Annotated in this window: 23 protein-coding genes, 1 other RNA gene and 1 pseudogene; 13 read left to right on the top strand and 12 right to left on the bottom strand. The window is 76.4% G+C overall.

What is annotated here, in order from left to right; translation table 11 throughout:
• Positions 1 to 33: 33 nt before the first annotated feature.
• A complete protein-coding gene (gene map, locus ACW14Y_RS14035; protein WP_266310956.1) occupies positions 34 to 879 on the top strand; it encodes a type I methionyl aminopeptidase in 846 nt (281 codons plus the stop codon).
• A 54-nt stretch (positions 880 to 933) separates the two neighbouring features.
• Here map and ACW14Y_RS14040 read toward each other — a convergent pair whose 3' ends face one another.
• Positions 934 to 1,635, bottom strand: coding sequence for a bifunctional DNA primase/polymerase (locus tag ACW14Y_RS14040; RefSeq protein ID WP_030391595.1), 702 nt, complete (start codon positions 1,633 to 1,635; stop codon positions 934 to 936).
• A gap of 468 nt (positions 1,636 to 2,103) precedes the next feature.
• On the opposite strand from ACW14Y_RS14040, the gene ACW14Y_RS14045 reads away from it, so the two are divergent.
• Complete coding sequence (locus ACW14Y_RS14045) at positions 2,104 to 2,334, top strand: hypothetical protein (RefSeq protein ID WP_107452606.1); 231 nt, start codon at positions 2,104 to 2,106, stop codon at positions 2,332 to 2,334.
• A 29-nt stretch (positions 2,335 to 2,363) separates the two neighbouring features.
• Positions 2,364 to 2,561 carry a hypothetical protein gene (locus ACW14Y_RS14050; RefSeq protein ID WP_159425007.1) on the top strand — a complete coding sequence of 66 codons (198 nt, stop codon included), beginning with the start codon at positions 2,364 to 2,366 and terminating at the stop codon, positions 2,559 to 2,561.
• 34 nt (positions 2,562 to 2,595) lie between these two features.
• On the opposite strand, the gene ACW14Y_RS14055 is transcribed toward ACW14Y_RS14050, so the two are convergent.
• Complete coding sequence (locus ACW14Y_RS14055) at positions 2,596 to 3,255, bottom strand: PadR family transcriptional regulator (protein WP_266269034.1); 660 nt, start codon at positions 3,253 to 3,255, stop codon at positions 2,596 to 2,598.
• Positions 3,256 to 3,599: 344 nt separating this feature from the next.
• Between ACW14Y_RS14055 and ACW14Y_RS14060 the strand changes: the two genes are divergently transcribed.
• Both ACW14Y_RS14060 and ACW14Y_RS14065 read left to right on the top strand, forming a co-directional pair.
• Positions 3,600 to 3,998: an ACT domain-containing protein gene (locus tag ACW14Y_RS14060; protein WP_380308958.1), complete on the top strand. Its 399-nt coding sequence runs from the start codon at positions 3,600 to 3,602 to the stop codon at positions 3,996 to 3,998.
• Positions 3,999 to 4,110: 112 nt separating this feature from the next.
• Entirely contained in the window at positions 4,111 to 4,368 is a 258-nt protein-coding gene (locus ACW14Y_RS14065) for a hypothetical protein (RefSeq protein ID WP_030391599.1), read from the top strand.
• 75 nt (positions 4,369 to 4,443) lie between these two features.
• Here ACW14Y_RS14065 and rnpB read toward each other — a convergent pair.
• The 3 genes from rnpB to ACW14Y_RS14080 form a co-directional block, all read right to left on the bottom strand.
• An RNA gene (gene rnpB, locus ACW14Y_RS14070) (RNase P RNA component class A) lies at positions 4,444 to 4,841 on the bottom strand.
• A 13-nt stretch (positions 4,842 to 4,854) separates the two neighbouring features.
• Positions 4,855 to 6,339, bottom strand: coding sequence for a DHA2 family efflux MFS transporter permease subunit (locus ACW14Y_RS14075; protein WP_380308968.1), 1,485 nt, complete (start codon positions 6,337 to 6,339; stop codon positions 4,855 to 4,857).
• A 45-nt stretch (positions 6,340 to 6,384) separates the two neighbouring features.
• A complete protein-coding gene (locus ACW14Y_RS14080) occupies positions 6,385 to 7,875 on the bottom strand; it encodes an RNB domain-containing ribonuclease (RefSeq protein WP_380391357.1) in 1,491 nt (496 codons plus the stop codon).
• A 200-nt stretch (positions 7,876 to 8,075) separates the two neighbouring features.
• Here ACW14Y_RS14080 and ACW14Y_RS14085 point away from each other — a divergent pair, with 200 nt between their 5' ends.
• Both ACW14Y_RS14085 and yaaA read left to right on the top strand, forming a co-directional pair.
• On the top strand, positions 8,076 to 8,540 hold the full coding sequence (locus ACW14Y_RS14085; RefSeq protein ID WP_380308954.1) for a DUF3995 domain-containing protein: 465 nt from the start codon (positions 8,076 to 8,078) through the stop codon (positions 8,538 to 8,540).
• 41 nt (positions 8,541 to 8,581) lie between these two features.
• Positions 8,582 to 9,367: a peroxide stress protein YaaA gene (gene yaaA, locus ACW14Y_RS14090; protein ID WP_456986943.1), complete on the top strand. Its 786-nt coding sequence runs from the start codon at positions 8,582 to 8,584 to the stop codon at positions 9,365 to 9,367.
• 112 nt (positions 9,368 to 9,479) lie between these two features.
• Here the strand turns inward: yaaA and ACW14Y_RS14095 are convergent, their stop codons facing one another.
• The 3 genes from ACW14Y_RS14095 to ACW14Y_RS14105 are packed head-to-tail and all read right to left on the bottom strand — an operon-like array spanning position 9,480 to position 12,248.
• Positions 9,480 to 10,640 carry a bifunctional RNase H/acid phosphatase gene (locus tag ACW14Y_RS14095; protein WP_456986945.1) on the bottom strand — a complete coding sequence of 387 codons (1,161 nt, stop codon included), beginning with the start codon at positions 10,638 to 10,640 and terminating at the stop codon, positions 9,480 to 9,482.
• 4 nt (positions 10,641 to 10,644) lie between these two features.
• Positions 10,645 to 11,388: a zinc ribbon domain-containing protein gene (locus ACW14Y_RS14100; protein WP_340631596.1), complete on the bottom strand. Its 744-nt coding sequence runs from the start codon at positions 11,386 to 11,388 to the stop codon at positions 10,645 to 10,647.
• A gap of 23 nt (positions 11,389 to 11,411) precedes the next feature.
• A complete protein-coding gene (locus ACW14Y_RS14105; protein WP_380308947.1) occupies positions 11,412 to 12,248 on the bottom strand; it encodes a Nif3-like dinuclear metal center hexameric protein in 837 nt (278 codons plus the stop codon).
• 758 nt (positions 12,249 to 13,006) lie between these two features.
• Between ACW14Y_RS14105 and lanL the strand changes: the two genes are divergently transcribed.
• Together lanL and ACW14Y_RS14115 are read left to right on the top strand one after the other, a co-directional pair.
• Entirely contained in the window at positions 13,007 to 16,339 is a 3,333-nt protein-coding gene (gene lanL, locus ACW14Y_RS14110) for a class IV lanthionine synthetase LanL (protein WP_456986948.1), read from the top strand.
• Positions 16,330 to 18,336 (top strand): alpha/beta fold hydrolase, encoded by a 2,007-nt coding sequence (locus tag ACW14Y_RS14115; RefSeq protein ID WP_456986950.1) that lies wholly within the window; start codon positions 16,330 to 16,332, stop codon positions 18,334 to 18,336. The genes lanL and ACW14Y_RS14115 overlap by 10 nt, the downstream gene beginning before the upstream one ends.
• Positions 18,337 to 18,486: 150 nt before the next feature.
• Here the strand turns inward: ACW14Y_RS14115 and ACW14Y_RS14120 are convergent.
• The 4 genes and pseudogenes from ACW14Y_RS14120 to ACW14Y_RS14135 all read right to left on the bottom strand — a co-directional run.
• Positions 18,487 to 19,209 (bottom strand): annotated as a pseudogene (locus ACW14Y_RS14120) (serine/threonine-protein kinase); the annotation flags it as partial.
• Between the two features lie 94 nt (positions 19,210 to 19,303).
• A complete protein-coding gene (locus ACW14Y_RS14125; RefSeq protein WP_456986952.1) occupies positions 19,304 to 20,416 on the bottom strand; it encodes an alcohol dehydrogenase catalytic domain-containing protein in 1,113 nt (370 codons plus the stop codon).
• A gap of 180 nt (positions 20,417 to 20,596) precedes the next feature.
• The gene (locus ACW14Y_RS14130) at positions 20,597 to 20,947 is read right to left on the bottom strand and encodes a winged helix-turn-helix domain-containing protein (protein ID WP_380390172.1); all 351 of its coding nucleotides are present in this window, start codon (positions 20,945 to 20,947) and stop codon (positions 20,597 to 20,599) included.
• Positions 20,944 to 21,702 carry a hypothetical protein gene (locus tag ACW14Y_RS14135; RefSeq protein ID WP_456986955.1) on the bottom strand — a complete coding sequence of 253 codons (759 nt, stop codon included), beginning with the start codon at positions 21,700 to 21,702 and terminating at the stop codon, positions 20,944 to 20,946. The genes ACW14Y_RS14130 and ACW14Y_RS14135 overlap by 4 nt, the downstream gene beginning before the upstream one ends.
• A gap of 225 nt (positions 21,703 to 21,927) precedes the next feature.
• Here ACW14Y_RS14135 and ACW14Y_RS14140 point away from each other — a divergent pair, with 225 nt between their 5' ends.
• The 4 genes from ACW14Y_RS14140 to ACW14Y_RS14155 all read left to right on the top strand — a co-directional run bounded on the left by ACW14Y_RS14140 (position 21,928) and on the right by ACW14Y_RS14155 (position 26,505).
• Complete coding sequence (locus ACW14Y_RS14140; protein WP_380310727.1) at positions 21,928 to 22,584, top strand: class I SAM-dependent methyltransferase; 657 nt, start codon at positions 21,928 to 21,930, stop codon at positions 22,582 to 22,584.
• Positions 22,585 to 22,889: 305 nt separating this feature from the next.
• A complete protein-coding gene (locus tag ACW14Y_RS14145) occupies positions 22,890 to 24,188 on the top strand; it encodes a hypothetical protein (RefSeq protein ID WP_380390177.1) in 1,299 nt (432 codons plus the stop codon).
• Between the two features lie 7 nt (positions 24,189 to 24,195).
• Positions 24,196 to 25,260, top strand: a complete 1,065-nt coding sequence (locus tag ACW14Y_RS14150; RefSeq protein WP_456986958.1) for an N-acetylmuramoyl-L-alanine amidase — start codon at positions 24,196 to 24,198, stop codon at positions 25,258 to 25,260.
• Positions 25,261 to 25,545: 285 nt separating this feature from the next.
• The gene (locus ACW14Y_RS14155; RefSeq protein ID WP_380310721.1) at positions 25,546 to 26,505 is read left to right on the top strand and encodes a hypothetical protein; all 960 of its coding nucleotides are present in this window, start codon (positions 25,546 to 25,548) and stop codon (positions 26,503 to 26,505) included.
• Positions 26,506 to 26,532: the final 27 nt, after the last annotated feature.

Raw genomic sequence — 26,532 nt, forward strand, 5'->3', positions numbered from 1 at the left:
GGGCCGGAGGGCCCCGCAATTAGAATCGGCGCCATGGCACTCGTACCCGGCATCCAGTCCCCCATCCGCAAGGTCCCGGCGCACATCCCGCGCCCCGAGTACGTCGGGAAGCCCGCGCCGACGCCGTACACCGGGCCCGAGGTGCAGACCGCCGAGACGATCGAGAAGATGCGGATCGCCGGCGGGATCGCCGCCCGGGCGATGGCCGAGGCGGCGAAGCTGATCGCCCCCGGTGTCACCACGGACGCGCTGGACGCCGTCGCGCACGCGTACATGTGCGACCACGGGGCCTACCCGTCCGACCTCGGCTACCGGGGCTTCCCCAAGTCGGTCTGCACCTCGATCAACGAGGTCATCTGCCACGGCATCCCCGACTCGACCGTCCTCCAGGACGGCGACATCGTCAACATCGACGCCACCGCGTACATCCACGGGGTGCACGGCGACCTCAACGCCACCTACCTGGTCGGCGACGTGGACGAGGAGTCCCGGCTGCTGGTCGAGCGGACCAGGGAGTCGCTGGACCGGGCGATCAAGGCGGTCAAGCCGGGCCGTCTCATCAATGTGATCGGACGGGTCATCGAGTCCTACGCCAAGCGCTTCGACTACGGCGTGGTCCGGGACTTCACCGGACACGGCATCAACACGTCGTTCCACTCCGGCCTGATCGTCCCGCACTACGACAGCGAGCGGGCCACCGAGGTCATCAAGCCGGGCATGACCTTCACCATCGAGCCGATGCTCACGCTGGGCACCTACGACTACGAGATCTGGGCGGACGGCTGGACCGTCGTCACCAAGGACCGCAAGCGCACCGCCCAGTTCGAGCACACCCTGGTGGTCACGGCGGACGGCGCCGAGGTCCTCACCCTCCCGTAGCGCCGGACGACGCGGGCCGGCCCGGCGGGCCGGTCCACGTCGGCGGACGGCCCGTCAGCCGATCAGCCACTGCTCCTCGGCCACCGCGCCCACCTCGGTGCAGGCGTCGGTCAGCACGTCCAGGACCCGCAGCGGGTCCGGCAGCGGCTGCTCCGGCCCGCGCAGCCAGCGCACCTCGGAGCCGTCCGGCAGCGCGGCCGGCGGCAGCAGGGTGTACGAGCCCCGGCAGTGCCAGCGCAGGCCGGGGTGCTCGGACATGGTGTCGGGCGTGGAGTCCAGGGCGCTCGGCCACCACTCGTCCTCGTCCACCGGGGTGCCCCTGGTGGCGGTGAAGAACAGGTAGCGGTCCTCGCCGACCGCGGCCACCGGGCCCTCGACGCCGAGCGCGGTCAGCCGCTCCAGGGCGAGCCGGCCGGCCTCGGCCGGGACGTCCAGTACGTCGTGGGCGCGGCCGGTGGCGGTGACGAAGTTGGCCAGCGGGTCGCGGGAGAGCCAGCGGGCGAGCTGCTCCGGGTCGGTGGTGGCCTGCGTCTGCCAGGCGAAGGAGACCGGGTGCTGGGCCGGAGCCGGACAGGCCACCCGGTCGCAGGAACAGCGGTACCCGGCCGGATGCGCGGCGGGAGCGAGCGGGAAGCCGGCGCGCACCGCGCCGAGCAGTTGGTCCAGTCTGGCGGCGGGGGTGTCGGGTGCCGCCGACCGGGCCCGCTCACGATCCCGCTTCTGCCACCAGGCCGTCCACCTGCCGCCGGATTCCATCGGGCCCCTTCCGCGCATTGCCGTGCCTGGTGTGACACAGCGTTCGACGTACCACTCCGACGCAACGCACGGCGCCCCCCGCTGCTTCCCCGGGTGGTGCTCGGCACTGCGGTCCCGCGCCCCGCCGGCCGGAGCCGGTGTTGCCGGACGGTCGACGCCCGGGGGTCACGGTACGGAGTCAAGGCGGCACGACGGCTGCGGCTCGGCGGCCCGGCGGGCACGATGAGATGCGCCTCGCCCGGCCCGTACGGGCCCGCTGACCCGGGTGGACCCCGAGGGCGTAACAGGAAGGATAAGGGTGCGCGGGCCCTTCGGATGACCGGGGGCGGTGCCTCTCCGGTCACACTCCCGGCACCCGGCCCTCACACCGCCTCCGCCGGGGCACCCGCGGTGACCGGGTCCGCGCCCGTCCGCCCGCCCCCGCGCCCGGCCCGCCGCGGACCCCCGCCGGGGTGAGACCCTGGTGGGGTGAAGAGCGCGGACACCGAATTCGTCGGCGGCCCCCTGGACGGCCGGATCCTCCCCATCCCGCTGGGCCCGATGTACGGGGTGCCCAAGAAGTACACCGTGCCGGTCCCTTCGCACGGGGACACTCCGGCGCGCACACTGGTGTACGTCCGGGCCAAGCAGCAGCGGGGCACCCGCTGGTTCTGGCGCTACGAGTACGACGAGGCGGCCACCGCCCGCGCTTCCGGGTGACGACCGCCTCCCCTCGCGGGAGGACGGCGATGGCGAGAACCGAACGGCACCCGAGGAACCGCTCCCGGTCGGTGTCGCTGCACAACCGGCAGGTGGCCGGGGTCACGGCCGGCCTGCTGGTGGCGGTCAGCGTCTACAGCGCGGTGCTCGGCTCCAACGGCTGGCTCTGGTTCGGCTGGACGGTGCTGCTGCTCGCGTGCGTGGCGCTGTTCGCCGTCCGCAGCTGAGCAGCAGCACCTCCGGCATCCGTACCGGGACCGGTCAGGCGTCCTCGGCCAGGATCAGGTACAGCTTCTTGCGGGCCTCGTTGAGCACCTCCAGGCCCTTGGCGCGCTGCGCCTCGGTGCCCGTCGCCATGACCTGGCGGACGGCCTGCTCCACCGCGCCCAGCGCCTGGCCGACCTCCTGGACCGCGGCCCAGTCGACCTCCTGGCCGGCCTCGGCCCACGGCTCGTCCGGTCCGGCCTCGGCCTCGGTCCGGCCCGCCTCGGTGAGCTGGACCAGCCGCTTGCCGCCGACCTCCTCCGCCGTGACCAGGCCCTCCTCCTCCAGCAGCTGGAGGGTGGGGTAGACCGAACCGGGACTGGGCCGCCAGGCCCCGCCCGAGCGCTCGGCGATCTCGGCGATCATCTCGTAGCCGTGCATCGGCCGCTCCTTGAGCAGCGCCAGCAGCGAGGCACGCACGTCCCCGCGCCTGGCCCGCCCGCCGCGCCGACCGCGCACCCACGGCGGCGGCCCGCCGAAACCGCCCCGGGCCCACGGCGGACCCGGGCGTCCGCCCGGCCCGCCGCCGCCGAAGGGCGGCCCGAAGGGACCGAACGCCCCCCGGCCCTCGTACCTCTCACCGGGCGTGCCGGCGAACTCCGGCCCCGGGCGGCAACCGCCGGGACCGCCTTCTCCACGGAATCGTCCTGGGCGCATGGCACCCACCTCCAGTTCGGACCGCTCGGACGCGGCCCCGTCGCGACGATCGTCAGACGATCGTTCGGGACAGTCGAGTTACTGTCTCGATAACTCGACGATATATCGCTGACTGTCGGCCGTCAACGGTCAGCGATACACCTTCCGACACGGTCGGCCCCTAGGTCCTCTCTTTCGGATCCCGTCGGACGAGTGGGCGTTGTTGGAGTGCGTGCCTCGGCGGTGCGGAGGAGGGAGTCCATGCGGAGCATCGGCGACCGACGACAAGCCGGCGAGGTGCGTGCTCCGGCGGCGACCGCCCGGCGTGATCCGAAAGAGAGGACCTAAGCCGCTACGGTGCGTCCATGGCCGGAGAACGAGACCTCGCAACGCTGCTGCGCGACCTGCGCCCCGTGCTCAACCCGGGGCGGTACGTCTACTGCACGCTCCCCACCAAGGTGCCCGCCGGGCTGCGGCCGGTCGTCACCGTCGCCGAACCCGAGGGGGTGACCGTGGTGGTGGCCCAGGAGGAGGCGGACGCGCTGGGCCTGCGCTACGAGTACGTGGCCGCCTGGATCACCCTGCGGATCCACTCCGCCCTGGAGGCCGTCGGGCTGACCGCCGCCGTCGCGACCCGGCTCGCCGAGGAGGGGCTCAGCTGCAACGTGGTGGCCGGCTTCCACCACGACCACCTCTTCGTCGCCGCCGACGACGCCGAACGCGTCCTCGGCGCCCTGGAGAAGCTCTCCACCCGCCCCGCCTGACCGGGTGGCTCCACCGGGTGGCCGCCCGCCGAGGGCGCTCGGACACTGGAAGGGCCGGGCAGCCGCCCGGCCCCGCCGTCCGTCCCACCCGCCCGGAAGGAAGTGCGCCGCCATGGCCACCTGCGTCACCTGCGGCAACGACTACTGGCTCGCCTTCGAGATCAAGACCGTCACCGGCGACGTCTACACCTTCGACAGCTTCGAGTGCGCCATGGAGAAGCTCGCCCCGCGCTGCGAGCAGTGCAGCGTCCGGATCGTCGGCCACGGCGTCGAGGTCGCCGGGATGTTCTTCTGCTGCGCCCACTGCGCCCGCGTCAACGGCGGTCTCGGCGACCAGATCCGCGACGCCGTCGGCACCCACCCGGGCTGACCCCCGGGCCCCGGGCCCCGGAACCGCCGAAGGCCCCCCGACCGTGGGTCGGGGGGCCTTCGCGGACGTCAGGGGCGGAAGAGTCGGCCTGTACGCCGGGTTCTGTCTCCCGGGCCGCTCGCGCGGGCCGGGGAGGCGGTCATCCATCTAGGACTGCCGTTGCCGACAGCCTCGTGCGGTCTACCCGCGGACTCGGGCGAGCAGCCCTCAAGCATCCGCGCACAGCGCCCTGGGGCGCCGATCTTGACCTTGCTCCAGGTGGGGTTTACCTAGCCGGCCGGGTCACCCCGGTCGCTGGTGGTCTCTTACACCACCGTTTCACCCTTACCCGTCGCCGAAGCGGCGGGCGGTCTGTTTTCTGTGGCACTGTCCCGCGGGTCACCCCGGGTGGGCGTTACCCACCACCCTGCTCTGTGGAGCCCGGACGTTCCTCGGCGGGTCCTGGGACCCGTCGCGACCGCCCGGCCGGCTCTTCCGCCGTAGGGGTCATGGTAGCCGCTCGGGCGGGGCCTCCCGTACTCCGGGGCGGGCCGGCGGCGGCTCCGCGCCGAGGTGGGCGGCCACCCGGGCCGCGGTGGCGGTGCCCCAGGCGGAGGTGGTGACCAGGCCGAGCAGCAGGATCGTCGCGCCGAGCCCGACCATGATCCACCAGCCGGCGTGGCTCGCCGGGGCGAAGCCGGTGAGCACCGGGCCGACCACGGCCGAGGCGACCACGGTGCCGATCACCGCGACGCCGAGCGACTGGCCGACCTGCCGGCTGGTCGAGGCGACGGCCGCCGCCACCCCGGCCTGGGCCCGCGGCATGCCGGAGACGGCGGAGTTGGTGATCGGCGCGTTGACGAAGCCGAAGCCGAAGCCGAACAGCCCGTACGCGGCCAGCAGCAGCGCCGGCGGGGAGTCCGCCGCCAGCCGGGTCAGCAGCAGACCGCTGGCGACCAGGCCGAGACCGGCCAGCACCAGCGGCAGCCGGGGGCCCCTGGCGCCGACGATCCGGCCCGACAGCGGCGCGCAGACCAGCATCATCACGGCCATCGGCAGCGTCCACAGACCGGCCTCCATCGGGCTGTACCGACGGACGTCCTGCAGGTAGATGGTGTTGAGGAAGAGGAACCCGCCGAGCGAGGCGAAGGCGCAGACGGCGGTCAGGGTGGCCCCGGTGAACGGCGCGCTGCGGAAGAACCTCGGGTCCACCAGCGGCTCGGCGACCCGCCGCTCCCAGAGCGGGAAGGCCACCAGCGCGGCGAGCGCGGCCACGGCCAGGCCGAGGATCAGCGGGGAGGTCCAGCCGTGGTCCGGGCCCTCGATGATCGCGGCGGTGCCGCAGCCGAGCAGCACCACCATCAGCAGCTGTCCCACCGGGTCGAGCCGGCGGGCCCGCGGCGCGCGCGACTCGGGCACGTAACGGGCGGTCAGCAGACAGGCCAGCAGCCCGACCGGGACATTGATCAGGAAGATCGCCGGCCAGCCGGCGGCGTGCACCAGGAAGCCGCCGAGCAGCGGCCCGAGCGCCATCGAGATGCCGACCACCCCGCCCCAGACGCCGATCGCCCGCGCCCGCTCCCGGGGTTCGGTGAAGGTGTTGGTGATGATCGACATCGCCACCGGGTTGAGCATCGAACCGCCCACCGCCTGCACCGCCCGGAACAGCACCAGCCACCCCAGGCTCGGCGCCAGGCTGCAGAGCAGCGAGCCGAGCACGAAGACCACCAGGCCGGTCTGGAACACCCGGCGGCGGCCGAAGCGGTCGGCGAGCGAGCCGAACAGCATCAGCAGCGAGGCCAGCACCAGGGTGTAGGCGTCGATGATCCACTGCAGGCCGGAGGCGGGGGCGTCCAGGTCCTTCTGGATCTCCGGGAGGGCGATGTTCACGACGGTGTTGTCGAGCCCGACGATGAACAGGCTCATGCAGCAGATCGCCAGGACGAGCTGTCGGCGGCGCCGGCCGGGGTCGGCGACGGGCGGCGGACTCATGAAGGTCGCATCGGGCACGGGTCGATCCTCCCACCAGGACCCGGCTCAGACGGCGGCGAAGCGGACCGTCCGGGTGGCGGGGTCCGCGACGGTGAGCCGGGCGGCGATCCGGCCGCCGAGCGGCAGGGCGGTGCCGGGTGACTCCCCGTCGGCCCCCGCGCCCGGTCCCGGCGCCGCCCGGTCGCAGCGGGCCCGGACGGCCGGCTCGCGGAGCTGGACGGTGCCCCGGCCCGGCCGCTCGGCGTCCACGTCGACGACCACCGCCGGGAAGTCCTCGCCCACCCGGCCGGAGAGCACCTCCGCCTCCACCAGGTCCACGCAGGCCCGTTCGACCTCGCCCGCGCGGCGGTCCCCCGCCGTCATCAGCGCGGCCACGTCCTCCAGCGCCTCGCGCGCCCAGTCCGGCGGCTCCTCCCCCGCCGCGACCGCCGCGCAGACCTCCTGGGCGAACCGGTCGCCCAGTCGGCGCAGCGGCGCGGTGCAGTGCGCGTACGGCGCGGCCAGCGCGGCGTGCCCGGGGTCGGCGGGCGCGGGCCGGCCCCGGGCGGTGTCGAAGGCCCGGTAGCCGGCGCCGCGCAGCAGGCCGGTGCACTCGTTCAGGAAGGCGGCGTGCAGCGGGCGGTCCGGGTCCAACGAACGGACCAGCTCCGGGTACGGCAGGCCGTCGGGCCAGTCGATCTCCAGCGCGCGGGCGGTGCGGCGCAGCCGCTCGAACGCGGCGGGCGGCGCGGCGGGCAGGGTGCGGAGCAGGCCGACCCCGGCGTCCAGCATCAGCTCGGCCGCGGCCATGCCGGTGAGCAGCGAGATCTGGGCGTTCCAGCCGTCGGCGGGGGTGGGCGCGCGGTAGCCGAGGACGTAGCCGCGCGGGGTCTCCTCGATCTCCTGCTCGGGCACCGGGAGGCTGATCCCGCCGCGCTCGCGCTCCCGCTCCTCGCGCAGCCGGCCGACGGTGGCGAGCAGCACGAGCTGCTCGTCGGCGCCGCCGGCGTCCACGGCGCGCTGGACGGCCGCGTAGTCGAGCCGGCGGTGCGAGCGGACCACGGCGCGCCGCAGGTCGGCGAGGACGACGGCGCCGTCCTCGTCCAGGTCGATCTGCCAGAGCAGCGCGGGGCGGGGCTCGCCGGGCAGCAGGCTGGCCGCGTCCTCGGAGAGCCGGGTGGGGTGCAGCGCCACCGGCCGGTCGGGGAAGTAGAGGGTCTGCACCCGGCGGCGGGCCTCCTCGTCGATCGCCCCGCCGGGGCGGACGAAGGCGGCGACGTCGGCGATGGCGTAGTGCACCCGGTAGCCGCCGCCGGGGCGGTGGGCGAGGTGCATCGCCTGGTCGAGGTCGCGGGAGCCGGGCGGGTCGACGGTGAACAGCGGCAGCTCGGTGGCGTCGTGGTCGGGCAGCCGGGGTGCCCCGGCGGCCCGCTCGGCCTCCGCCAGCGCCGCCTCGGGCCATTCGGTGCGGATCTCCAGAGCGGCCCGCAGCTCGGCCAGTTCGGCATTGATCCGGGCGGAGTCGGCGGCCTTGACGCGCAGTTTTCGGCGGGGCATGGGGGCAGCGTAGGGCCGGGCGGGTGGTTCCGGCCGGAGGTCGGCGGCGGGCGGCGCGCCGATGTCCCGGCGGGGCGCGAGCGGGGCGGGCACGCGGGGCGCGAGCAGGGGCGGGCGCGCGGGACGGGCCCGCGGGCGCGCGGCGTAAGGAGTCGTAGCGTGGGAGGCGCTGATGATCGACGGCGAAGGGGGAACGGACGATGCGAGCGGTACGGGTCGTGGGGACGGCGGTGGCCGGGGCGCTGGCGGGGACGGGGGCGCTGCACGCGCTGTGGACGGTGACGCCGTGGCCGCTGCGGACCCCGGAGGAGTTCGCGGACACCGTGGTCGGCACCGGCGACGGGGTGCCCCCGGCGGCGGCGTGCGCGGCGGTGGCGGGGCTGCTCGGCGCGGCCGCCTACCTGGTGGCCGCCGAGGCCGGGGCGGTGCCGGCGGTCGGGCCGGCGCGGCTGCGCCGGGCGGGCGTGTGGACGGTGTCGGCGACGCTGCTGACCCGCGGCGCGGGCGGGTTGACGCTGGTCGGCGGCGAGCGGGCCCTGCGCTCCGAGCGGTTCCGCCGCCTCGACGCCCGGTACTACTCGCCGCTCTGCCTGGCGCTCGGCACCGGCGCGGCGGTGGTCGCGGCGGCGGGCGCGGGTTACCGGGAGCCGGGGCCGGTTGCGTAGGGTGGCCGGGTCCGTCGCCACAAAGTGTTGAGGAGTCCGCCGTGCTGGTCCTGTTGCCGCCCTCGGAGGGGAAGGCCGCGTCCGGGGACGGCGTGCCGGTGGCGCTCGACGGACTGTCGCTGCCCGGGCTGACGGCGGCCCGGACCCGGGTGCTGGAGACGCTGGTCGGGCTCTGCCGGGGCGACGAGGACGCCGCCGCCGAGGTGCTGGGGCTGAGCCCCGGGCTGCGCGGCGAGGTGGCGCGCAACGCGGGCCTGCCGACCGCGGGGGCGTTCCCGGCCGGGGAGGTCTACACCGGGGTGCTCTTCGACAACCTCGGGCTGGCGACGCTCGACGAAGCGGCGTACGACCGGGCCGTGCGGACGCTGCTGGTGTTCTCCGGGCTCTGGGGCGCCGTGCGGATCGACGACCGGATCCCGCCCTACCGCTGCTCGATGGGCGTGAAACTCCCCGGCCTGGGGGCGCTCGGAGCGTACTGGCGGAGCGCGACGGCGACCGTGCTGCCGGAGGTCGCCGACGGGCTGGTGCTGGACCTGCGCTCCTCCGCGTACGCGGCCGCCTGGAAGCCCGCCGGCGAGCTCGTCGCCCGGACGGCGACCGTGCGGGTGCTGCAGGAGCGCGACGGCCGGCGCACGGTGGTGAGCCACTTCAACAAGGCCACCAAGGGACGTCTGGTCCGTGACCTGCTGGTCGCGGGCGCCGAGCCCAAGACGCCCGGCGAGCTGCTGGACGCGCTGCTGGGCCTCGGCCACCGGGTGGAGGTCGCCGCCGAGGGCACCGCGCGCAAGCCGTGGCAGCTGGACGTGGTGGTCACCGAGGTGCACTGAGCGCCCCCGGACGCGTTCCCGGACACGTTCCCCGGAGGCGTCCCCGGACGCCTTCCCGGCCGGAGGCGCGCCGGGGCCCGGTCGGACGCGGTCCGACCGGCCCCGGCGTCCGTCAGCGCAGGTGCCCGGTGTCGTTGAGCAGCCGCAGCGAGGCGTTGCCGTCCGCGTAGTACTGGACGGCGCAGATCGAGGCGGCGGACAGCTCCATCCGGTACAGCGAGTCCGGCGGGGCGCCGAGCGCCAGCCGGACCAGTGTCTTGATCGGGCTGACGTGCGAGACCACCAGCACGGTCTTCCCGGGGTAGCGGGCGAGGACCTTGTCCCGGGCCACCCCGACCCGGTGGGTGAGGGTGGTGAAGCTCTCGCCCCCGCCGGTCGGCCTGGCCCTGGCGGAGCCGAGCCAGGCGGCGAGGTCCTCCGGGTGCCGCTCCTGGACCTCGCCGAAGGTCAGCCCCTCCCAGGCCCCGAAGTCGACCTCGCGCAGCCCCTCCTCGTACCGGACCTCCAGGCCCAGCCGGGCGGCCACGGTCTCGGCGGTCTGCCGGGTGCGTCGCATCGGCGAGGCCACCACGGCCTGGACCGAACCGCGCGCGGCGAGCGCCTCGGCGGCCCGCTCGGCCTGCCAGCGGCCCTTCTCCGACAGCTCCGGGTCGGTGCCGCCGCTGCCGGAGAACCGCTTCTCCGGGGTGAGGTGGGTCTCGCCGTGCCGGAGCAGGACGAAGGTGGTCGGGGTGCCGAGGTCGGCGGGCGCCGCCCAGCCGGCCTTGGGGGCGGCGGTCTCCAGCGGCGGTCCGGGTTCGTCGGCGCCAGTGGCGGCGGCGGTGACGGCCTTGGGAGCCCTGGGCTCCCACTGGCGGCCCGCCTTGCCCGCGTCCATCGCCTCGTTGGCCAGCCGGTCGGCGTCCTTGTTCTTCTCCCGCGGGATCCAGCTGTACGCCACCTGCCCGCGCGGGAAGACCTCGCGCGCCTCGGCCGCGAGCGGCTGCATGTCCGGGTGCTTGATCTTCCACCGGCCGGACATCTGCTCGACGACCAGCTTGGAGTCCATCCGGACGTCCACCGAGGCGGCCGGGTCGATCGCCCGGGCCGCCCTCAGACCGGCGATCAGGCCCTTGTACTCGGCGACGTTGTTGGTCGCGTGGCCGATGAACTCCGCAGCCTCGGCGATGATCTGTCCGGTGTCGCCGTCCCGGACCACCGCGCCGTAGCCGGCCGGCCCCGGGTTGCCCCGGGACCCGCCGTCCGCCTCGACGACGAACCTGCGCCCGGCCACCGGGTCAGACGCCCGAATCGGCGGTGCGGACCAGGATCCGGCCGCAGTTCTCGCAGCGGACGACCTTGTCGGCCGGCTCGGCCTTGATGGAGTTCAGCTCGGTGATCGAGAACTCGGTGCGGCAGCCCTCGCAGCGGCGCTGGAACAGGCGGGCCGCGCCGACGCCGCCCTGCGTCTCGCGCAGCTTGGCGTAGACCTTCATGAGGTCGGCCGGGACGACGGCGGCGACGGCCTCGCGCTCGCGGCGGACCTTCTCCACCTCGGCGTCGATCTCGGCGAACGCGGCGTCCCGGCGGCCCTCGGCCTCGGTCAGCACGACGGTGGAGTGCTCCAGGCGCGCGGTCAGCTCGGTGACCCGGGTCTGGGCGGACTCCAGCCGCTCCATGATCTCCAGCACGACGTCCTCGAGGTCGCCCTGGCGCTTGGCCAGCGAGCCGATCTCGTGCTGGAGGTTCTCCAGGTCCTTCGGCGAGGTGATCGCGCCGGAGTCCAGGCGCTGCTGGTTGCGGGCGGCCCGGGAGCGCACCTGCTCCACGTCCTGCTCGGCCTTGGTCAGCTCACGGGTGGTGTCGCCGTGCTGGGCCTGGGCGGCGATCACCAGGTCCTTCAGGGCGGTGTGGTCGGCGTTGACCTTGTCGATCTCGGCGTGCTCCGGCAGGCTGCGCCGCCGGTGGGCCAGCTGGTCGAGCTTGGAGTCGAAGGCCTGGAGGTCGAGCAGGCGGATCTGGTCGGCGGGCGCGGCGTTCAAGCGGAGAGCTCCTGTGAATCGGGTCAGGCGGGGAAGGACATGGGGGCGTGCGCGGTCCACGGGTCGGTGACCGTACGGGAGACCCTGGTCTCCACGGTCCACCCGCGCTTCTCGGCGGCACCGAGCAGCGCCCGCTCGGCCAGCGGCAGCCAGGGCCACTCGGTGGCCCAGTGCGCGGCGTCGACCAGGGCGACCGGCGCCGCCTCGGCGGCCTCGGAGGCCGGGTGGTGGCGCAGGTCGGCGGTCAGGTAGGCGTCGACGCCCGCCGCGCGCACCTCGGCGAACAGGCTGTCGCCCGAGCCGCCGCACACCGCGACCCGGCTGATCAGCCGGTTCGGGTCGCCGGAGACCCGGACGCCGGCGGCGGTGGCCGGCAGGCCGGCGGCGACCCGCGCGGCGAACGCGGCCAGCGGCAGCGGGGGCTCCAGCAGGCCGACCCGCCCGGTGCCGCGCCGGCCCAGCGGGTCGGTCGGGTCCGGGACCAGCGGGCCGGTCACGGTCACTCCGACCGCCTCGGCGAGCGCGTCCGAGACGCCCGGGTCGGCGTGGTCGGCGTTGGTGTGGGCCACGTGCAGGGCGATCCCGGCGCGGATCAGGGTGTGCACGACCCGGCCCTTGAAGGTGGTGGCGGCCACGGTGGTGGTGCCGCGCAGGTACAGCGGGTGGTGGGTGACCACCAGGTCCGCCCCCCACTCGACGGCCTCGTCGACGACCGCCTGCACGGGGTCGACGGCGAACAGCACGCGGCGGACCTCGGCCTGAGGGTCTCCGCAGACCAGGCCGACGGCGTCCCAGGACTCCGCCCACTGCGGCGGGTACAGCTCTTCGAGGGCGGTGATGACGTCGGACAGTTTCGGCACCTGTCGAGACTACCGTGCGCACGGGGGGAGCCGTCCGCCCGCCCGGCCGCCCGCCCGACGGCCCGGGCGCCCGGCCACGCGCCCGGCCACACGCCCGGCGGAGCAGCCGGCCGAGCCGCCGCCGGGCGGGTCCGGGCCGGCCCGGACCCGCACCGGACCCGGCGGGCGGCCCCGCCGGGGGCGCACGGGCGCACGTCAACCCGTGGCGCGGGCGCCCCCGGGCGGACGGCGCCCCCGTTCGACCGGCGCCCGGGCCCGGTTCACGCCGGGTGACCGGGCGATCGTCGCGCACACCCCTCGGCTCGCACGAATTCGAAATGGCGCCCGGATCACCCTTACGAGTGAAGTGACCGGCTTCGGATTGAGCATCCCTCGCTACCGAAAGTAACTTCACTCCTGCCAACGGGAGTTGCCGCGGCAGCGGGAGTCGCCCCGGCCGGGGCACCGGGAGGACGGTCGGCCGGAGAGACCGTCCCGGGCGCGCAGAACGGGCCGGACGCGGCCGGGGCGGTGCGGACCGCCGCCGGGGCGGCGGACCCGGACCTTCCGAGGAACCGATTTCAGGCCGTGGCCGCGCGCCCGGTGCCCGAGCAGTGGGCACCGGGACGGGCGCGTCGGCACCCGACGAAGGGATGTGGTGGCGGATGCGGGCGGACACATCGCTGCGGACGGCCGGTGGCACGGACCCTGCGGGCGACGGGCCGACGGGCGACGAACCCGCGGGCGACGGGACGGACCCGGACGGCCGGTGGCCCGGGATGACGCGGACCGCCCTCGCCGCCGGGGGCCCGCCGGTCGACGGGCCGGGCGGACAGGACGGACAGGACGGGCAGGACGACGAGAAGGGCGACGGGCAGGACGCCCGGCGGCACCGGCGGACCGGCTGGCGGGTGGACGTCGAGGGCTTCTGGTCCACGGCCAGACCGACCCCGGGCGAACTCCCCGACGAGGGCTGGAAGCTCCACGTCAGCGCCGCCTCCACGGTCGGCGGCGCGGTGCTCGCGGCCGTCACCGAAGTCCTCGCCGAGGACCCGTGCGCGTTCCGCTTCGCGACCGGACCGGCCCAGCTGCACGAGCTCAACTCGCGCCACAGCGAACAGGGTTCGGCCGGCAAGTTCATCACCGTCTACCCGGTCGGCGAACCGCAGTTCCGCCGGCTGGCCGCCGCGCTGCACCGCGCCACCGACGGTCTGCCCGGGCCCGCGGTGCTCTCCGACCGTCCCTACCGACCCGGAAGTCTCGTCCACTACCGGTACGGCGCCATCGCGGCCCGGGCCGAGCTGGGCAACGACGGCGGGTACCGGTCGATGCTGCGCGGGCCGGACGGCGAGCGGGTCGAGGACGTCCGCGGGGCCGCGTACCGGATCCCGCCGTGGACCCGGGATCCGCTGGCCGCGGACGGACAGCGGGCGTTCGACGGGCCGCGGGCCTCCTCCGGCCCGGCCCCGCTCGGCCCGACCCCGCCCGGTGCCGCCGGTCCCCCCGGGCCCGGGTACCGGCCGGGCATCGGCCGGCCCGCGCCCCGGCGGCGCGGCAGCGGCGGGGTCCTGCTGGCCGGACGCTACGTGGTCACCGGGGCGATCCGGCACGGCGCCAAGGGCGGCGTCTTCCTCGGCCGCGACACCGACGGCGGCGCCGAGGTCGTGGTCAAGCAGGCCCGCGCGCACATCGAGATGGACCCGGCCGGCACGGACGCGCGGGCCGCCCTGCGGCACGAGGCCGCGCTGCTCGCCCGACTGGAGGGCCTGGGCCTGGCCCCGGGACCGGTCGAACTCGTCGAACAGGACGACTCGCTCTTCCTGGTGCAGGAACGGATCGCCGGACAGCCGCTCGGCAGCTGGGTCGCGGCCAGACTGCGCCGGGACGGCAGCCCCGACGTCGACTGGGCCGAGGCCGGACCGATGGCCCACGTCCTGCTGGACCTCGTCGAGCGGGTGCACGAGCAGGGGCTGGTGCTGCGCGACCTCTCCCCCGGCCATGTGCTCGTCCAGCCGGACGGCTCGCTGCGGCTGGTGGACCTGGAGCTGGCCGCCGAGGCCGGCAGCCCCGCCGGCCCGGCCGGCGTGCCCGGCTACCGCGCTCCCGAGCAGGGGCCGGGGCGGCTCGCCCTGGTCACCGCCGCCGGGGCCCCGCCTGCGCCGCGGCGCGGCGGCGGGTTCGCCGGACTGACGGCGGGACGTGGCGGCGACGGCACCCGCACCGCCGAGCCGGAGGCGGACCTCTACGCACTGGGCGGGCTGTTCTTCCTGCTCGCCACCGGCCACGACCCGCTGCTGCCCGAGGACCTTCCGCACGCCCGCCCGGTCACCGACCGGCTCGGCCGCTGGCTCGCCCTCGCCGCCCGCTGCGGCACCACCGCGCGCCGGCTGGCCCCGGCCGTCCTCGGCCTGCGCGCCGAGGACCCGCGTCGGCGCTGGCACCCGGCCCTGGTCCGGGAGTTCCTCGCGACCGACGGGCACACCCCCTTCCGCGTCGAGCACCCGTCCGGCCCGGACCGCCCCGCGCCGCTCCGCGAGCCCGAGCACCCCGACGAGCCCGGGCGCCCCGACAGACCCGGGCGCCCCGCCGGTCCCGTGCCGTCCGGGACCGGACAGTCCGGGCTCGGCGGCCGCACCGACCGCACCGACCGCGGCGGCGAGTTCTGGCACACCGAACCGGCCGCCACACCGGACCGGCCCGGGCCCGCCCCGGCCACCGCCACCCGCGGCGACGGCCACAGCCGCACCCGCAGCCGCGCCCACAGCGACACCTCGGTCCTCGACCGGGTCCTGCACGACGGCCTGCGCCACATCGCCGCCACCGCCACACCCTCGCGCCGGGACCGGCTGTGGCCCGTGGTGCCGGCCGGCGAACGGGCGGACCCCTGCAACGTCCAGCACGGCGCGGCCGGCGTGCTCGCCGTCCTCGCCCGGGCGGCCGCGACCGCCGGGCTGCCGGAGGACGTCCGGGCCACCGCCCGCGCCACCGCCCGGACCGCCGCCGACTGGGTCGAACGCCGCTGCGCCGCCGAACCGGTGGTCCTGCCCGGACTGCACTTCGGGCGCTCCGGCGCCGCCTGGGCACTGCTGGACGCCGCCCGCGCCCTGGAGGACCGGGCCCTCGGCCGGCGGGCGGCCGAGCTGGCCGCCCGGATCACCGTCGAGTGGCCGAACCCGGACGTCTGCCACGGCGCGGCCGGCGCCGGCTTCCTACAACTCCGCTGCGCCGCCGACGAGTTCGCCGGATCCCCGGCCGCCGACCGGACGGCCGGGGCGGCGGAGTTCCTCGCCCGGGCCTCGCGGTGCGGCCACGGTCTGCTCGCCGCCGCCGGACAGTCGCCCCACGGCCCGGTGTGGCCGGTGCCGCAGGACTTCGACTCCGCGCTCGCCGGGATCACCCACCTCGGGTTCGCGCACGGGGTCGCGGGCGTCGGCACCTTCCTGCTGGCGGCGGCCGGAGCCACCGGGGACGGCGCGCTGCTCGCCGGCGCCGTCGGGGCCGGCCGCACCCTCGCCGCCACCGCCCGCCTCGACCCGTCGGCCGCCCCGGGCCCGGGCGGCGACGGCGCCTCGCCCGCCGCCCGGTGGCCGCGGAGCGCCGACGACCCCGCGCACGTCCGTCTGACCCACTGGTGCAACGGCTCCTCCGGGGCCGGCACCTTCCTGCTGCGGCTCTGGCTCGCCACCGGCGACGCCGACGCGCACCGGCTGGCCCTGGCCGCCGGCCGGGCGGTGACCGCGGGACGCTGGCACAGCGGGGTCTGCGCCTGCCACGGCCTGGCCGGGGACGGGGAGTTCCTGCTCGACCTCGCCGAGGCCACCGGCGACCCGGGCTTCCGCGCCGCCGCCGTCGAGTCCGGCCTGCTGATCGCCGCCCGCGCGGCCCTGCGGGACGGGCTGCTGGCGCTGCCGGACGAGACCGGAACCGGGTGCGCGCCCGCGTACGGCACCGGGACGGCGGGGGCGCTGGCCTTCCTGCTGCGGCTGCGGCACGGCGGTCCGCGGCTCTGGGTGGACCCGGTCCCGGGCGGCACACCGCCCGGCACACCGTCCGGGCCGACCGGTCCGGGCACGCCGTCCGATCCGGCCGGGCAGGTGGATGCGTGGACGTGACCACCCGGGCCGGGACCCAGGCCCTGCGCCGGCTCGGCTTCACCTTCGCCGCCGACGGCAGCCACGCCGCCTGCCTGGCCTCCGCCGCCGACGGCGGCTGGTACGCCGAGAGCTGGCACCTCCCCGCCCGGGGCCCGGCCCGACCGACCGGCCTCCCCCTGCCCGGCCACCGCTCCGAGGACCTCCGCTCACAGCTGGTCGCGCTGCCGGACGGCTCGGTGCTGGTCCGCCGTGCCGACGGCGACCGGCACGACCTGGTGACGCTCTCCGCCGCCACCGACCAGTACGGCCGGGCCGTCACCGCCGAACGGCCGCTGACCACCCTGCGGATGCCCGGCCTGCGGCTCCTGCCGCTCCCGGCGGGCGCCGCGTCCGGCCCCCGCGCCCCGGTCGCCCTCGCCCTGGGCAGCGACACCCGGCCGGGCACCACGGTCTGGCTGGTCCGGGCCGACGGCTCGCCGCCGCACCAGGTCGCCGAGATCCCCGGTCTGCACGGCGGTGGCGTCTGGCTGGACCACGCCGGGGCGCTGCTGGCCCTCGACCGGGTGGGCGACGGCCTGGTCCGCACCGTGGTGCTCGACCTGCGCACCGGTGCCGTGACCCCAATGCTGGAGATCGGCGAGCGCAGCAACGACCGGCTGCTGCTGTTCGACCCGGACAGCCGGTTCGCGATGGTGCGCAGTGACGCGCCCGGCACCGACCGGATCGGCTGGGGCGTGCCGGACGGCGGCGCGCCGCTGCGGTTCCCCGAAGTCCTGCACGTCGCGGGCATGTTCCTGCGGCCGGTCGCGCTGCGGCCGGCCACCGACGGACCCCGGGTCGCCGTGCAGATCGACCACGGCGCGGGCTGCTCGCTCGCCCTGTGGCGGCCCGCCCTCGGCCGGCTGGACCCGCTGCCGGTCCCGCCCGGACGCCTCGGCGCGGTCGGCCACTGGTCGGCGGACGGGCTGCGGCTGCCGTACTCGGCGCCGGACCACCCGGCCGCGCTCGCCACCCTCGACGTGGACGCGCTGCTGACCCAGGGCCCGGTCGCCAGCACCTCGGGCCCGGTGCCGTTGCCGCTCCAACTGGCGCCGCTGGGCTCGGGGTTGCCGGGCCCGTGGCGGGACACCGTGCTGCCCTGGCAGCCCGGCACCACCAGGAGCCGGCCCGGCACGACACCGCGCGGCTGGCGGCTGGACGGTTCCGCCGAGCCGGGCGACGGCGGCCGCTGGCACCCGGCGCAGAGCCTCGAACTCTCCGGTCCGGCGGGCCCGTTGGAGGCCGTGGTCTACGGCGGGGACGCCTGGCTGAGCAGTCCGCACCTGGTGCTCGCCCTGCACGGCGGCCCGGCGGACGCCTGGCGGCTGGAGTTCGACCCGGCGCTGCAGCGGATGGCGGGCGAGGGCCTGGCCGTGCTCGCCCCGAACCAGCGCGGCTCCACGGGCTACGGCGTGGCGCACGCGCTGGCGATCCGGGGGGCCTGGGGCGGGCCCGATCTCGACGACGTCCTGCACCTGCTGGAGGGCATCGCCGGCCAGCGGGCCGCGCTCGGGCTGGAGCCGCCGGCCCTGTTCGGGGTCAGCTACGGCGCCTTCCTCGCACTGCTGGCGGCGGCCCACGCGCCGGCCGAGCAGGTGTCGCGCTGCGCGGTGGTCGCGCCGTTCCTGTCCGGCGCCCGGCTGCTCGCCGAAGCCTCCGACCCGGTCCGGGCGCTGACCACCCGACTGGGCGGCGGGGAGCCGATCGCGGACGCCCGCGGACCGCGCGACGTGCTCCAGCTCGCGCACCGGATCGGCGCGCCGCTGCTGGTCGTGCACGGCGACCGGGACGAGGTGGTACCGGTGAGCCAGTCCCGTTCGCTGCGGCACGAGTTGCTGCGGATCGGGCGCACCGAGGGGGCGGACTTCCGCTACGTCGAGGCGGCGGGGGCCGGGCACGAGGTCCTGGCCGAGGAGGGCGGCGCGGTCCTGCACGAGCTGCTCGCCGGCTTCCTGCGCACCGGCCGCCCGGCCTAGCCAGCGACCGGGGTGGTGCTGCTCGACCATCGTCCGGACCGGCGGCGGCAGCCAGTCGTCGTTCCCGGTCCGGTCGCCGGAGAGCTGCCGCAGGACGTCGTGGGCGGTGGGCCGGCGCCCGGGGTCGGGGTCCAGGCAGCGGGCGACGACCGCCGCCAGGTGGGCGGGAAGCAGGCCCAGGGCGGATTCCAGCGGCACACCCGGGGCGAACGGGGCCGCGCCACCGGCGTGGCCCAGCACCATGCCGAACGCGTACAGGTCGACGGCGGGGGTCACCGGCGCGCCGGAGAGCTGTTCCGGGGCGACGAAGCCGGCCGTGCCGACGACGAATCCGGCGGAGGTGAGCCGGGTGTCGTCGGCGACCTGGGCGATGCCGAAGTCGATCAGCCGCGGGCCGGTGCCGGAGACGATGACGTTGCCCGGCTTGAGGTCGCGGTGGATCACACCGCAGCGGTGGATCTCGTCCAGCGCCTCGGCGATCCCGGCCGCGAGCGCGTGCAGCGTGCGCGCCGGTACCGGGCCGTGCCGGCGGAGGACCTCCTGCAGCGACGGGCCGGGGATGTACTCGGTGGCCGGCCAGGGCGGACAGGCGAGGTGCACGAACCGTCGGGCCCCACCGGGCAGGGCGGTCCCGGTACACCCCCGCCCGTCCCGCCGGTTAGGGTGGCGGCCGCGCCCCGGCCGGGTCCAGCAGTACCGGCCGGAGGCCGGACGACCCGCACCCTCGCACGGAAGCACGGACAGACGATCTTGATCTCCGACACCCTCACCGACACCGACGAGACCACGGCCGAGGACACCGCGGCGGCCGGTCGCCACCGCGGCCGCTCCGCCGCCGACGACACCCCCGAGGCGGACCCGCACGGCCGCCACCGCGCGGGCTCGGCCGACCCGGCCTGACCCGGTCGCGGTGGGTCCGGCCCGGCGTGTGCGCGACCGGCCGGACCCACCGCCCGCCGTCGAGCCGTCAGCCGTCGGCGCACGGCCCTCGGCCCGGCAGCACGACCGTCCGCAGCCCCTCGCCGCCGCGCATCCACGCCAGCGCCTCGTTGACCTCGGCCAGCGCGACCCGGTGCGTGACCATCCCCGCCAGGTCGATCCGCCCGGCCCGCCACAGCTCCACCACCAGCGCGACGGTGTCCGACAGCGGGGCGCCGCCGTACAGCGAGGGCAGCAGCCGCTTCTCGTTGAAGAACAGCTCCCCCATGCTGAACCGCACCGGGTCGTCCTGCGCCCCGGCGCCGATCACCACGACAGCGCCGCCGCGCCGGGCCGCGTCGTACGCCGCCCGGACGGTGGCCGAGCGGCCCACTGCCTCGAAGACGTAGTCGAAGCCGCCGCCCGGCAGGCCCTTCGCCGCCGCCCTGAGCTCCTCGGGGGCGAGTGCCTCGGTCGCGCCGAAGGCGAGCGCCCGCTCGCGGCGGGACACCACCGGGTCGACCACCGCGATCCGGCCCGCGCCGCAGACCCGGGCGCCCTGGACCGCCGCGACGCCCACGCCGCCGGCACCGATCACCGCGACCGAGGCACCGGGCTCGACCCGGGCGGTGTGCACGGCCGCGCCGAGGCCGGTGGCCACACCGCAGCCGATCAGCGCCGCCAGTTCGTACGGGAGGTCGGCGGGCACCGGGACGACCGCGTCGCGGTCCACCACCACCTCCTCGGCGAAGGTGCCGGTGCCGTAGAAGCCGGACGCCTCCCCCGCGCCGTCGCCGTCCCCGCCGTAGCGGAAGCCCGGGGCGCCGAGCCGCCGCAGGGAGGCCACGCAGAGGTGGGAGCGCCCGCGTTCGCAGTGCGCGCAGCGGCCGCACGGCGCGATCCAGCTGAGCACCACCCGGTCGCCGACGGCGATCCCGGTCACCCCCTCGCCGACCTCGACCACGTCGCCGGCGCCCTCGTGGCCGGGGACGAACGGCGCGGGCTGGGGCAGGACGCCGCTCATCGCCGACAGGTCGGAGTGGCAGAGGCCGGCGGCCCGCAGCCGGATCCTCACTCTGCCCGGTCCGAAGCCGACCGCCTCGACGTCGTCGCGGACGTCGAGCGTGTCCTGACCGGTCGTGTGCAGGATGGCGGCGCGCATGGGCTGCTCCCGGGTCCTTCGCGGTTTCGCGGATCGTCGGTCGGGCCGATTCTGGCACGCCGCGCCCGGGCCGAGTAGAACACGTTCCACTCGGTCCGGGCGGTCCGCACGGACGGCGGCCCGCACCCCCGTGGCGGGCCGTCGCCCCTTGCGCGGCCCCGGGGGAGGGACGGCGGGACCCTACGGCGAGCCCTGTCCCTCCGGGGCCGGACCGCCCTGTTCGATCAGGTGGATGAGCCGCTTGAGCTGGGTGACCTCGTCCCGGAGGGCGCGGCCCCCGGCGGGGGTGAGGGAGAGCCAGGTGCGGGCGCGCCTGCCCTCGTAGCCCTTCTCGACGGCGACCAGTCCGGCCTTCTCCAGGACGGTCAGGTGCTGACTGAGGTTTCCGGCGGTCAGGCCGAGTGCCGTGCGGAGGAAGCCGAACTCGACGCGGCGCGCCTCGTGGGCGACGGTGAGGATCCCGAGGCGGACGCGCTGGTGGACGACGTCGTCGAGACCGTTGACGGGGTGCTGATCGTGCTCCTCGGTCATGACGCGTCGCGCCGCCGGGGCAGCTGGACCAGGGCGAAGCCGAGGGCGCCCAGCAGCAGGAACACCCCGGGGACGATCAGGCGGGGCAGACCCGACCAGGGCGAGGCGGCGCCGATCCCCGCCCAACCCGTGGAGAGCGGCACCAGTTCGACGACCAGGTAGACCAGCGCGAAGAGCAGCAGGGCGCGGCTGCGCTCGACCCAGGACAGCACCAGCAGCGGCAGCCCGACGGCCGCCGCCTCTCCGGTGAGCCGTTCGAGGAACCGCGTCGTCCCGGCCCCGGGGTCGAGGTGCAGGCCCCAGAAGTCGAGCGGGGCGCCGGGCTGCGGCACGCCGTTCCGGCCGACCCAGAACATGGTCGCCGCCACCACGGCGACGAGGGCGACGCCGGTGAGGACGTAGGGCCGGACCGGGCTCCCGACGCCCCGTGCGCGGGAGCGGCGGACGTAGAAGACCGAGGTCGCGGCGTAGACGAGGGCGATCCCGACGGTCCAGTAGAGCGGCGACCCGTGCCTGGCGGCGGTGCAGCTCGCGAGGACCACGTCGGCCCCCGAGGGGCCGGGCGGGCAGGGGGTGACGGTCTCGACGGTGAACGTGAGGCGGTCGACCAGGATCCCGCCGAGGGTGAGCACGCCGAACAGGAGGAGGGGGAACCAGGTGGCGCGCTGGGCGGCGCGGACCCTGCGGGTCAGATCACCGAGACTGGCGAGCACTTCTTGGGGGGCGCCCGACGACGGCACCGATGCGTCTGTCATGCCGTCAGCTTTGCATCACAAACCAGTTCTGGCAAGAAACCGAACTGGATCGCAGACCGAACGACGCGCACGGACCGGGCGGCGCGTTCGACGCCCGCGGCGCCGGGACACCGCCGCGGGGTCGGAGTCGCGCCGTACCGTCCAGTAGGGTCCGACGGCGGGCCGGAAACCGGACCGCGCCACCGCCCACCACCCCCGCCCACACCCCCGCCGAGGAGCAGCACCATGTCCGACCTCCTGGAGACCGCGCGGCCCCGGCCCGAGGTGCTGGCCGCGTTCGAGGACGCGACCGGGTTCATGCCCGCCGACGAGGGCCTCGCCCTGTACGCCGCCGCCGTGACCGCCGCCCGCCGCACCGGCCTCCCCGTGCTGGAGATCGGCACCTACTGCGGCCGCTCGGCGATCCTGCTGGCCGAGGCGGCCCGGGAGACCGGCACCGTGGCGCTGACCGTCGACCACCACCGCGGCTCCGAGGAGCAGCAGCCCGGCTGGGAGTACCACGACCCGACCCTGGTCGACCCGGAGGTCGGCCGGATGGACACCCTCCCCCGGTTCCGCCGCACCCTGCACGCGGCCGGCCTGGAGGAGCACGTGGTGGCCCTGGTCGGCCGCTCCCCGCAGATCGCGGCGGTCTGGGGCAGCCCGCTCGCCCTGGTCTTCGTCGACGGCGGCCACACCGACGAGCACGCCACCGCCGACTACGAGGGCTGGGCGCCGCACCTGGCGCCCGAGGGCCTGCTGGTCGTCCACGACGTCTTCCCCGACCCGGCCGACGGCGGCCAGGCGCCCTACCGCGTGTACCTGCGGGCGCTGGCGGAGGGCTTCGAGGAGGTCTCGGTGACCGGTTCGCTGCGCGTGCTGCGCCGCGCCGCCGCCGGCTGACCCGCAGGTCGGGCCCACCGCAGGGCCCACCACAGGCCCTGCCGCAGGGCCCGCCGCGGAACCCGCCGGCCCCGGCGGCCCGCGGACGCCGCCGTCCGGCCGCCGCGCGGGGTGTCCGGAATCGGCCGCCCCGCCCCACGGGCGATCACGGATGCTCTAACGTCGTGCCGGGGCTGCCGGTCGGGGGGCGCGAACGGTACGGTGTCCGCGCGGTCGCGGGCGCCCGCGACCGCGGCGCGGCCGCACGACACCAGCAGAGCACCCGGGCGGAGCAGGCCCGGGCAGACCGTGGGGGCCAGGGACAGATGACGGACCAGCAGAACACCGCTCCGGCGGTCTGGGACCCGACCGCCCGCGGCGGCGCGGGCGGCTGGGTGCGCGGTCCCCAGCAGCCCGCCACCCCGGGCGCGCCGCCGACCGCCCCGCCGGCCGCCCCCGGACCGCCCCCGGGCTCCCCCGCCGGACCGCCGCAGTCGGCCGGACCGTACGACGAGGACGCCCCGACCGCCTACATCCCGCAGCCGGTGCCGCCGCGCCCCGACGCGCCCGGTGCCTTCCCGCCCCGGAGCGCGCCGCAGCAGCAGGCGCCCTACGGCCCGCCCCGGCCCGCCCAGCAGCCGCCGTACCCGCCGCAGGCCCAGCCGCGGCCCGGGTACGGCCAGCCGGCCCCGTACGGCCAGGCCCCGTACGGAGCGCCCGGCCGGCCGCCGTACGACGCCGCCCAGCCCGGTCACGCCCAGCCGGAGCACCCCGGGCACGGGTACGGCGGGGACGGGTACGGCGGGAACGAGTACCCCCAGCAGGAGTACCCCCGGCACGAGTACGCCGGGCCCGACTACCCGACCGGCTACGAGGACGCCGACGAGGACGAGCGCCCCGGCAACCGGCGCGCGCCGCTGCTGATCGCCTTCGCGCTGCTGTTCGTGCTGGCCCTCGGCGGCGGCATCCTCTGGGCGGTCAAGGACAAGGGCACCGGCACCGACCAGGCCGGCACCGCGACCCCCTCCGCCACCGCCACCGGCGACACCTCCGGGTCCGGGAACCCCCAGCCCGCCCCGGCCCCCACCGGCGCCGCGCCGAGCCCGACCGCCCCCGACCCCGCGACGAGCACCGGCCCGTCCGCCTCCCCGACCGGCGCCGGCGCCAACGCGCCGACCCAGGCCAAGGCCCTGGACGAGCTGCTCACCCAGGGCGAGAGCGCCAAGGCCCCGATCGGCAACGCGGTCGCCAAGGTGAACAGCTGCCCGACCAAGCCCGACATCGAGTCAGCCGCCCAGGTGTTCGACAGCGGCGCCAAGCAGCGCGACCAGCTGCTGGCCAAGCTCGCCCAGCTCAGCGTCACCGACCTGCCCGGCGGCCCGGACGCGGTGCAGTCGCTGAAGTCCGCCTGGCAGCTGTCGGCCGACATCGACCGGGCCTACGCGACCTGGGCCCGGACGGTCGCCTCCCAGGGCTGCTCGGGCAGCGCCCCGAACACCGCCGACAAGAAGCGCGCCGACGAGCTGAACCCGCAGGCCACCCAGGCGAAGAAGGACTTCGTCACGAAGTGGAAGGCGATCGCCGACCAGTTCGGACTCACCCCCCGCACCCAGGACCGGATCTGAACCACCCGTGACTCGCACCACCCGGCGACCGGCCGGCCCCACCGCCCCCGACCGCGCCGCTCCCGACGGCACCGGCCCCGACAGCCCCGGCAGCGCCGGTGCGGCACCCGGCCCGGACCGGCGCCCGCGCCGCTCGAAGCTGCTGCGCACCGTGACCGTGATCGCCGTACTGGCGCCGCTCGGCCTGGCCGGCTGGCTCGGCTGGCGGACCGTCGGCAGCCCGGACCGGAGCGTCCCCGCCGTCGCGGCCGTCGGCCCCGGCACCCCCGCCGCCGCACCGCCCGACGGGGCGGACCCCACCGCCGCCTTCACCGCCGCCCCCACCGGGGCCCCGACGCCCGGCACCGCTCCCGGCGGCACCGCCGACCCCGCCTTCCCGCTCCCGGCCCCCTCCTCCACCGCCCTGGCCGGCCGCACCGTCCTGCTCGACCCCGGCCACAACACCGGGAACTCCGCCCACACCGCCGAGATCAACCGCAAGGTCGACATCGGCAACGCCCGCAAGGAGTGCGACACCACCGGCACCAGCACCAACAGCGGCTACAGCGAGGCCGAGTACTCCCTCGACGTGGTCCACCGCGCCCGCGCGATCCTCGCCGCCCGCGGCGCCACCGTGGTGCTGGTCCACGACGGCGACCGCCCGTGGGGGCCGTGCATCGACGAGCGCGCCCGGATCGGCAACGCCGCCCGCGCCGACGCCGCGGTCTCGGTGCACGGCGACGGCGGACCGGCGAACGGCAGCGGGTTCCACGTGATCATGCCCGCCAAGGTGGTCGCCGGGAAGGCCGACACCGCGGCGATCGTCGACCCCTCGCACCGGCTGGGCCTGCTGCTGCGCGACAGCTTCCACGCGGCGACCGGCGAGCCCTACGCCGACTACGTCGCGAGCAAGGGCCTGGACACCCGTTCGGACCTGGGCGGACTCAACCTCTCGACCGTCCCCAAGGTGTTCATCGAGTGCGGTAACATGCGCAACCCGGCGGACGCCCACCGGATGACGGACCCTCAGTGGCGCCAGCAGGCCGCCCAGGGGATCGCCGACGCGCTGACCTCGTTCCTGACCACCCGGTAGGAACCCGCTCCGTCGGCCCCGCCACCGGCCCGGTTGACGGGGCGGCGGACCGGGCACTGGAACGATGGACGGGCCGGCGGACGGGTCGGGGCCGGAAGCGCACGATGTGCAACGACTTCACCCCGTTCCCGAGCCCGCTGTGCACCCGCGAGGCCGTTGGCCCTAGGCTTCTGGTCCGTTCGGGGTTTTCCGGCCGGTCAGCCGACCGGACGGGCGCCGGAACCACATCGGCCGAGCGCCGAACCGAAAACCGCCGACCACGACACACCAACGAGGGGAACGTTAGTGAATCTGCGCGCTCTCACCAAGGGAGACGCCGCCGTCGCAGGTGCGGCCGTCCTGCTCTTCATCGCCTCCTTCCTGCCGTACTGGACCGTCGAGTGCAAGGGCAAGTACTGCGGCGACACCTCGACGAACGCCTGGGACAGTGTCCTGTTCCCCGTGCTGCCCTCGGTCTTCCTGCTCGGCATCCTCGCCGCCGCCCTGATCCTGGTGCAGCGTTTCCAGGGCCAGGCGGCCGCGAACCGTCAGATCCTCGGCCTGCGCCTGGACCAGTGGGGCATCGCCTTCTCGGTGGCCGCGCTCTGGACCTCGGTGTGGGCGCTCGGCGGCGGCCTGGAGGGCATCGGCCACGGCATCGGCGCCTGGCTCGCGGTCATCGCGCTGATCGTGCTGACCGGCGCCTCCGCCGGCGGCCAGCTGATCCCGGTGCTCAAGACCCCGCTGGTCACCGACCGGCCGGCCGCCCCGGCCGCCTTCCCGGCCGGCGGCTACCCCGCCCCGGGCCAGCCCGGACAGCCCGGCCAGTACGGCTACCCGGGCCCGGGCCAGGACCCGAGCCAGGCGCAGTCCCCGGCCTTCGGCGGCCAGCCCGGCGGCTACGGCTACCCGTCCCCGCAGGCCGGCCAGCCCGGTCAGCCGGTCGCGGGCCAGCCGCACGACTTCGCCGCCCAGCAGGCCCCGGCCGCGCACGCCGCCGAGGCCGAGGCCGCCCGTCAGGCCTCCGTCCAGCAGGCCGCCCAGCCGCAGCCCGCCCCGGCGGCGGACTTCGCGCCGTTCTGGTTCGCCGTCCCGGCGCCGCGTCAGCTGGCCCCGAAGGACAACCCGGCCGGCGGCCCGGTCGGTGAACTGGTCCCCGGCACCTGGTACCTGGCGGTCGAGCAGCGCGGCGCCGCACTGGTCGCCCAGCTCCAAGACGGCACCCAGGGCGTGCTGGCCGACACCTCGGGCATCCAGCGCGGCTGACCCCGCCGACACCCGTACGGCGAAGGG

It is taken from the genome of Kitasatospora sp. cg17-2 (assembly GCF_054031055.1).

Coding starts and splice junctions, on each gene's coding strand:
- ACW14Y_RS14145 (WP_380390177.1), top strand. CDS start 22,890: ATGACGGACCAGCAGAACACCGCTCCGGCGGTCTGGGACCCGACCGCC.
- ACW14Y_RS14135 (WP_456986955.1), bottom strand. CDS start 21,702: ATGACAGACGCATCGGTGCCGTCGTCGGGCGCCCCCCAAGAAGTGCTC.
- ACW14Y_RS14075 (WP_380308968.1), bottom strand. CDS start 6,339: ATGAGTCCGCCGCCCGTCGCCGACCCCGGCCGGCGCCGCCGACAGCTC.
- ACW14Y_RS14065 (WP_030391599.1), top strand. CDS start 4,111: ATGGCCACCTGCGTCACCTGCGGCAACGACTACTGGCTCGCCTTCGAG.
- lanL (WP_456986948.1), top strand. CDS start 13,007: ATGACGCGGACCGCCCTCGCCGCCGGGGGCCCGCCGGTCGACGGGCCG.
- ACW14Y_RS14040 (WP_030391595.1), bottom strand. CDS start 1,635: ATGGAATCCGGCGGCAGGTGGACGGCCTGGTGGCAGAAGCGGGATCGT.
- ACW14Y_RS14130 (WP_380390172.1), bottom strand. CDS start 20,947: ATGACCGAGGAGCACGATCAGCACCCCGTCAACGGTCTCGACGACGTC.
- ACW14Y_RS14085 (WP_380308954.1), top strand. CDS start 8,076: ATGCGAGCGGTACGGGTCGTGGGGACGGCGGTGGCCGGGGCGCTGGCG.
- ACW14Y_RS14055 (WP_266269034.1), bottom strand. CDS start 3,255: ATGCGCCCAGGACGATTCCGTGGAGAAGGCGGTCCCGGCGGTTGCCGC.
- map (WP_266310956.1), top strand. CDS start 34: ATGGCACTCGTACCCGGCATCCAGTCCCCCATCCGCAAGGTCCCGGCG.
- ACW14Y_RS14140 (WP_380310727.1), top strand. CDS start 21,928: ATGTCCGACCTCCTGGAGACCGCGCGGCCCCGGCCCGAGGTGCTGGCC.
- ACW14Y_RS14050 (WP_159425007.1), top strand. CDS start 2,364: ATGGCGAGAACCGAACGGCACCCGAGGAACCGCTCCCGGTCGGTGTCG.
- ACW14Y_RS14060 (WP_380308958.1), top strand. CDS start 3,600: ATGGCCGGAGAACGAGACCTCGCAACGCTGCTGCGCGACCTGCGCCCC.
- ACW14Y_RS14125 (WP_456986952.1), bottom strand. CDS start 20,416: ATGCGCGCCGCCATCCTGCACACGACCGGTCAGGACACGCTCGACGTC.
- ACW14Y_RS14080 (WP_380391357.1), bottom strand. CDS start 7,875: ATGCCCCGCCGAAAACTGCGCGTCAAGGCCGCCGACTCCGCCCGGATC.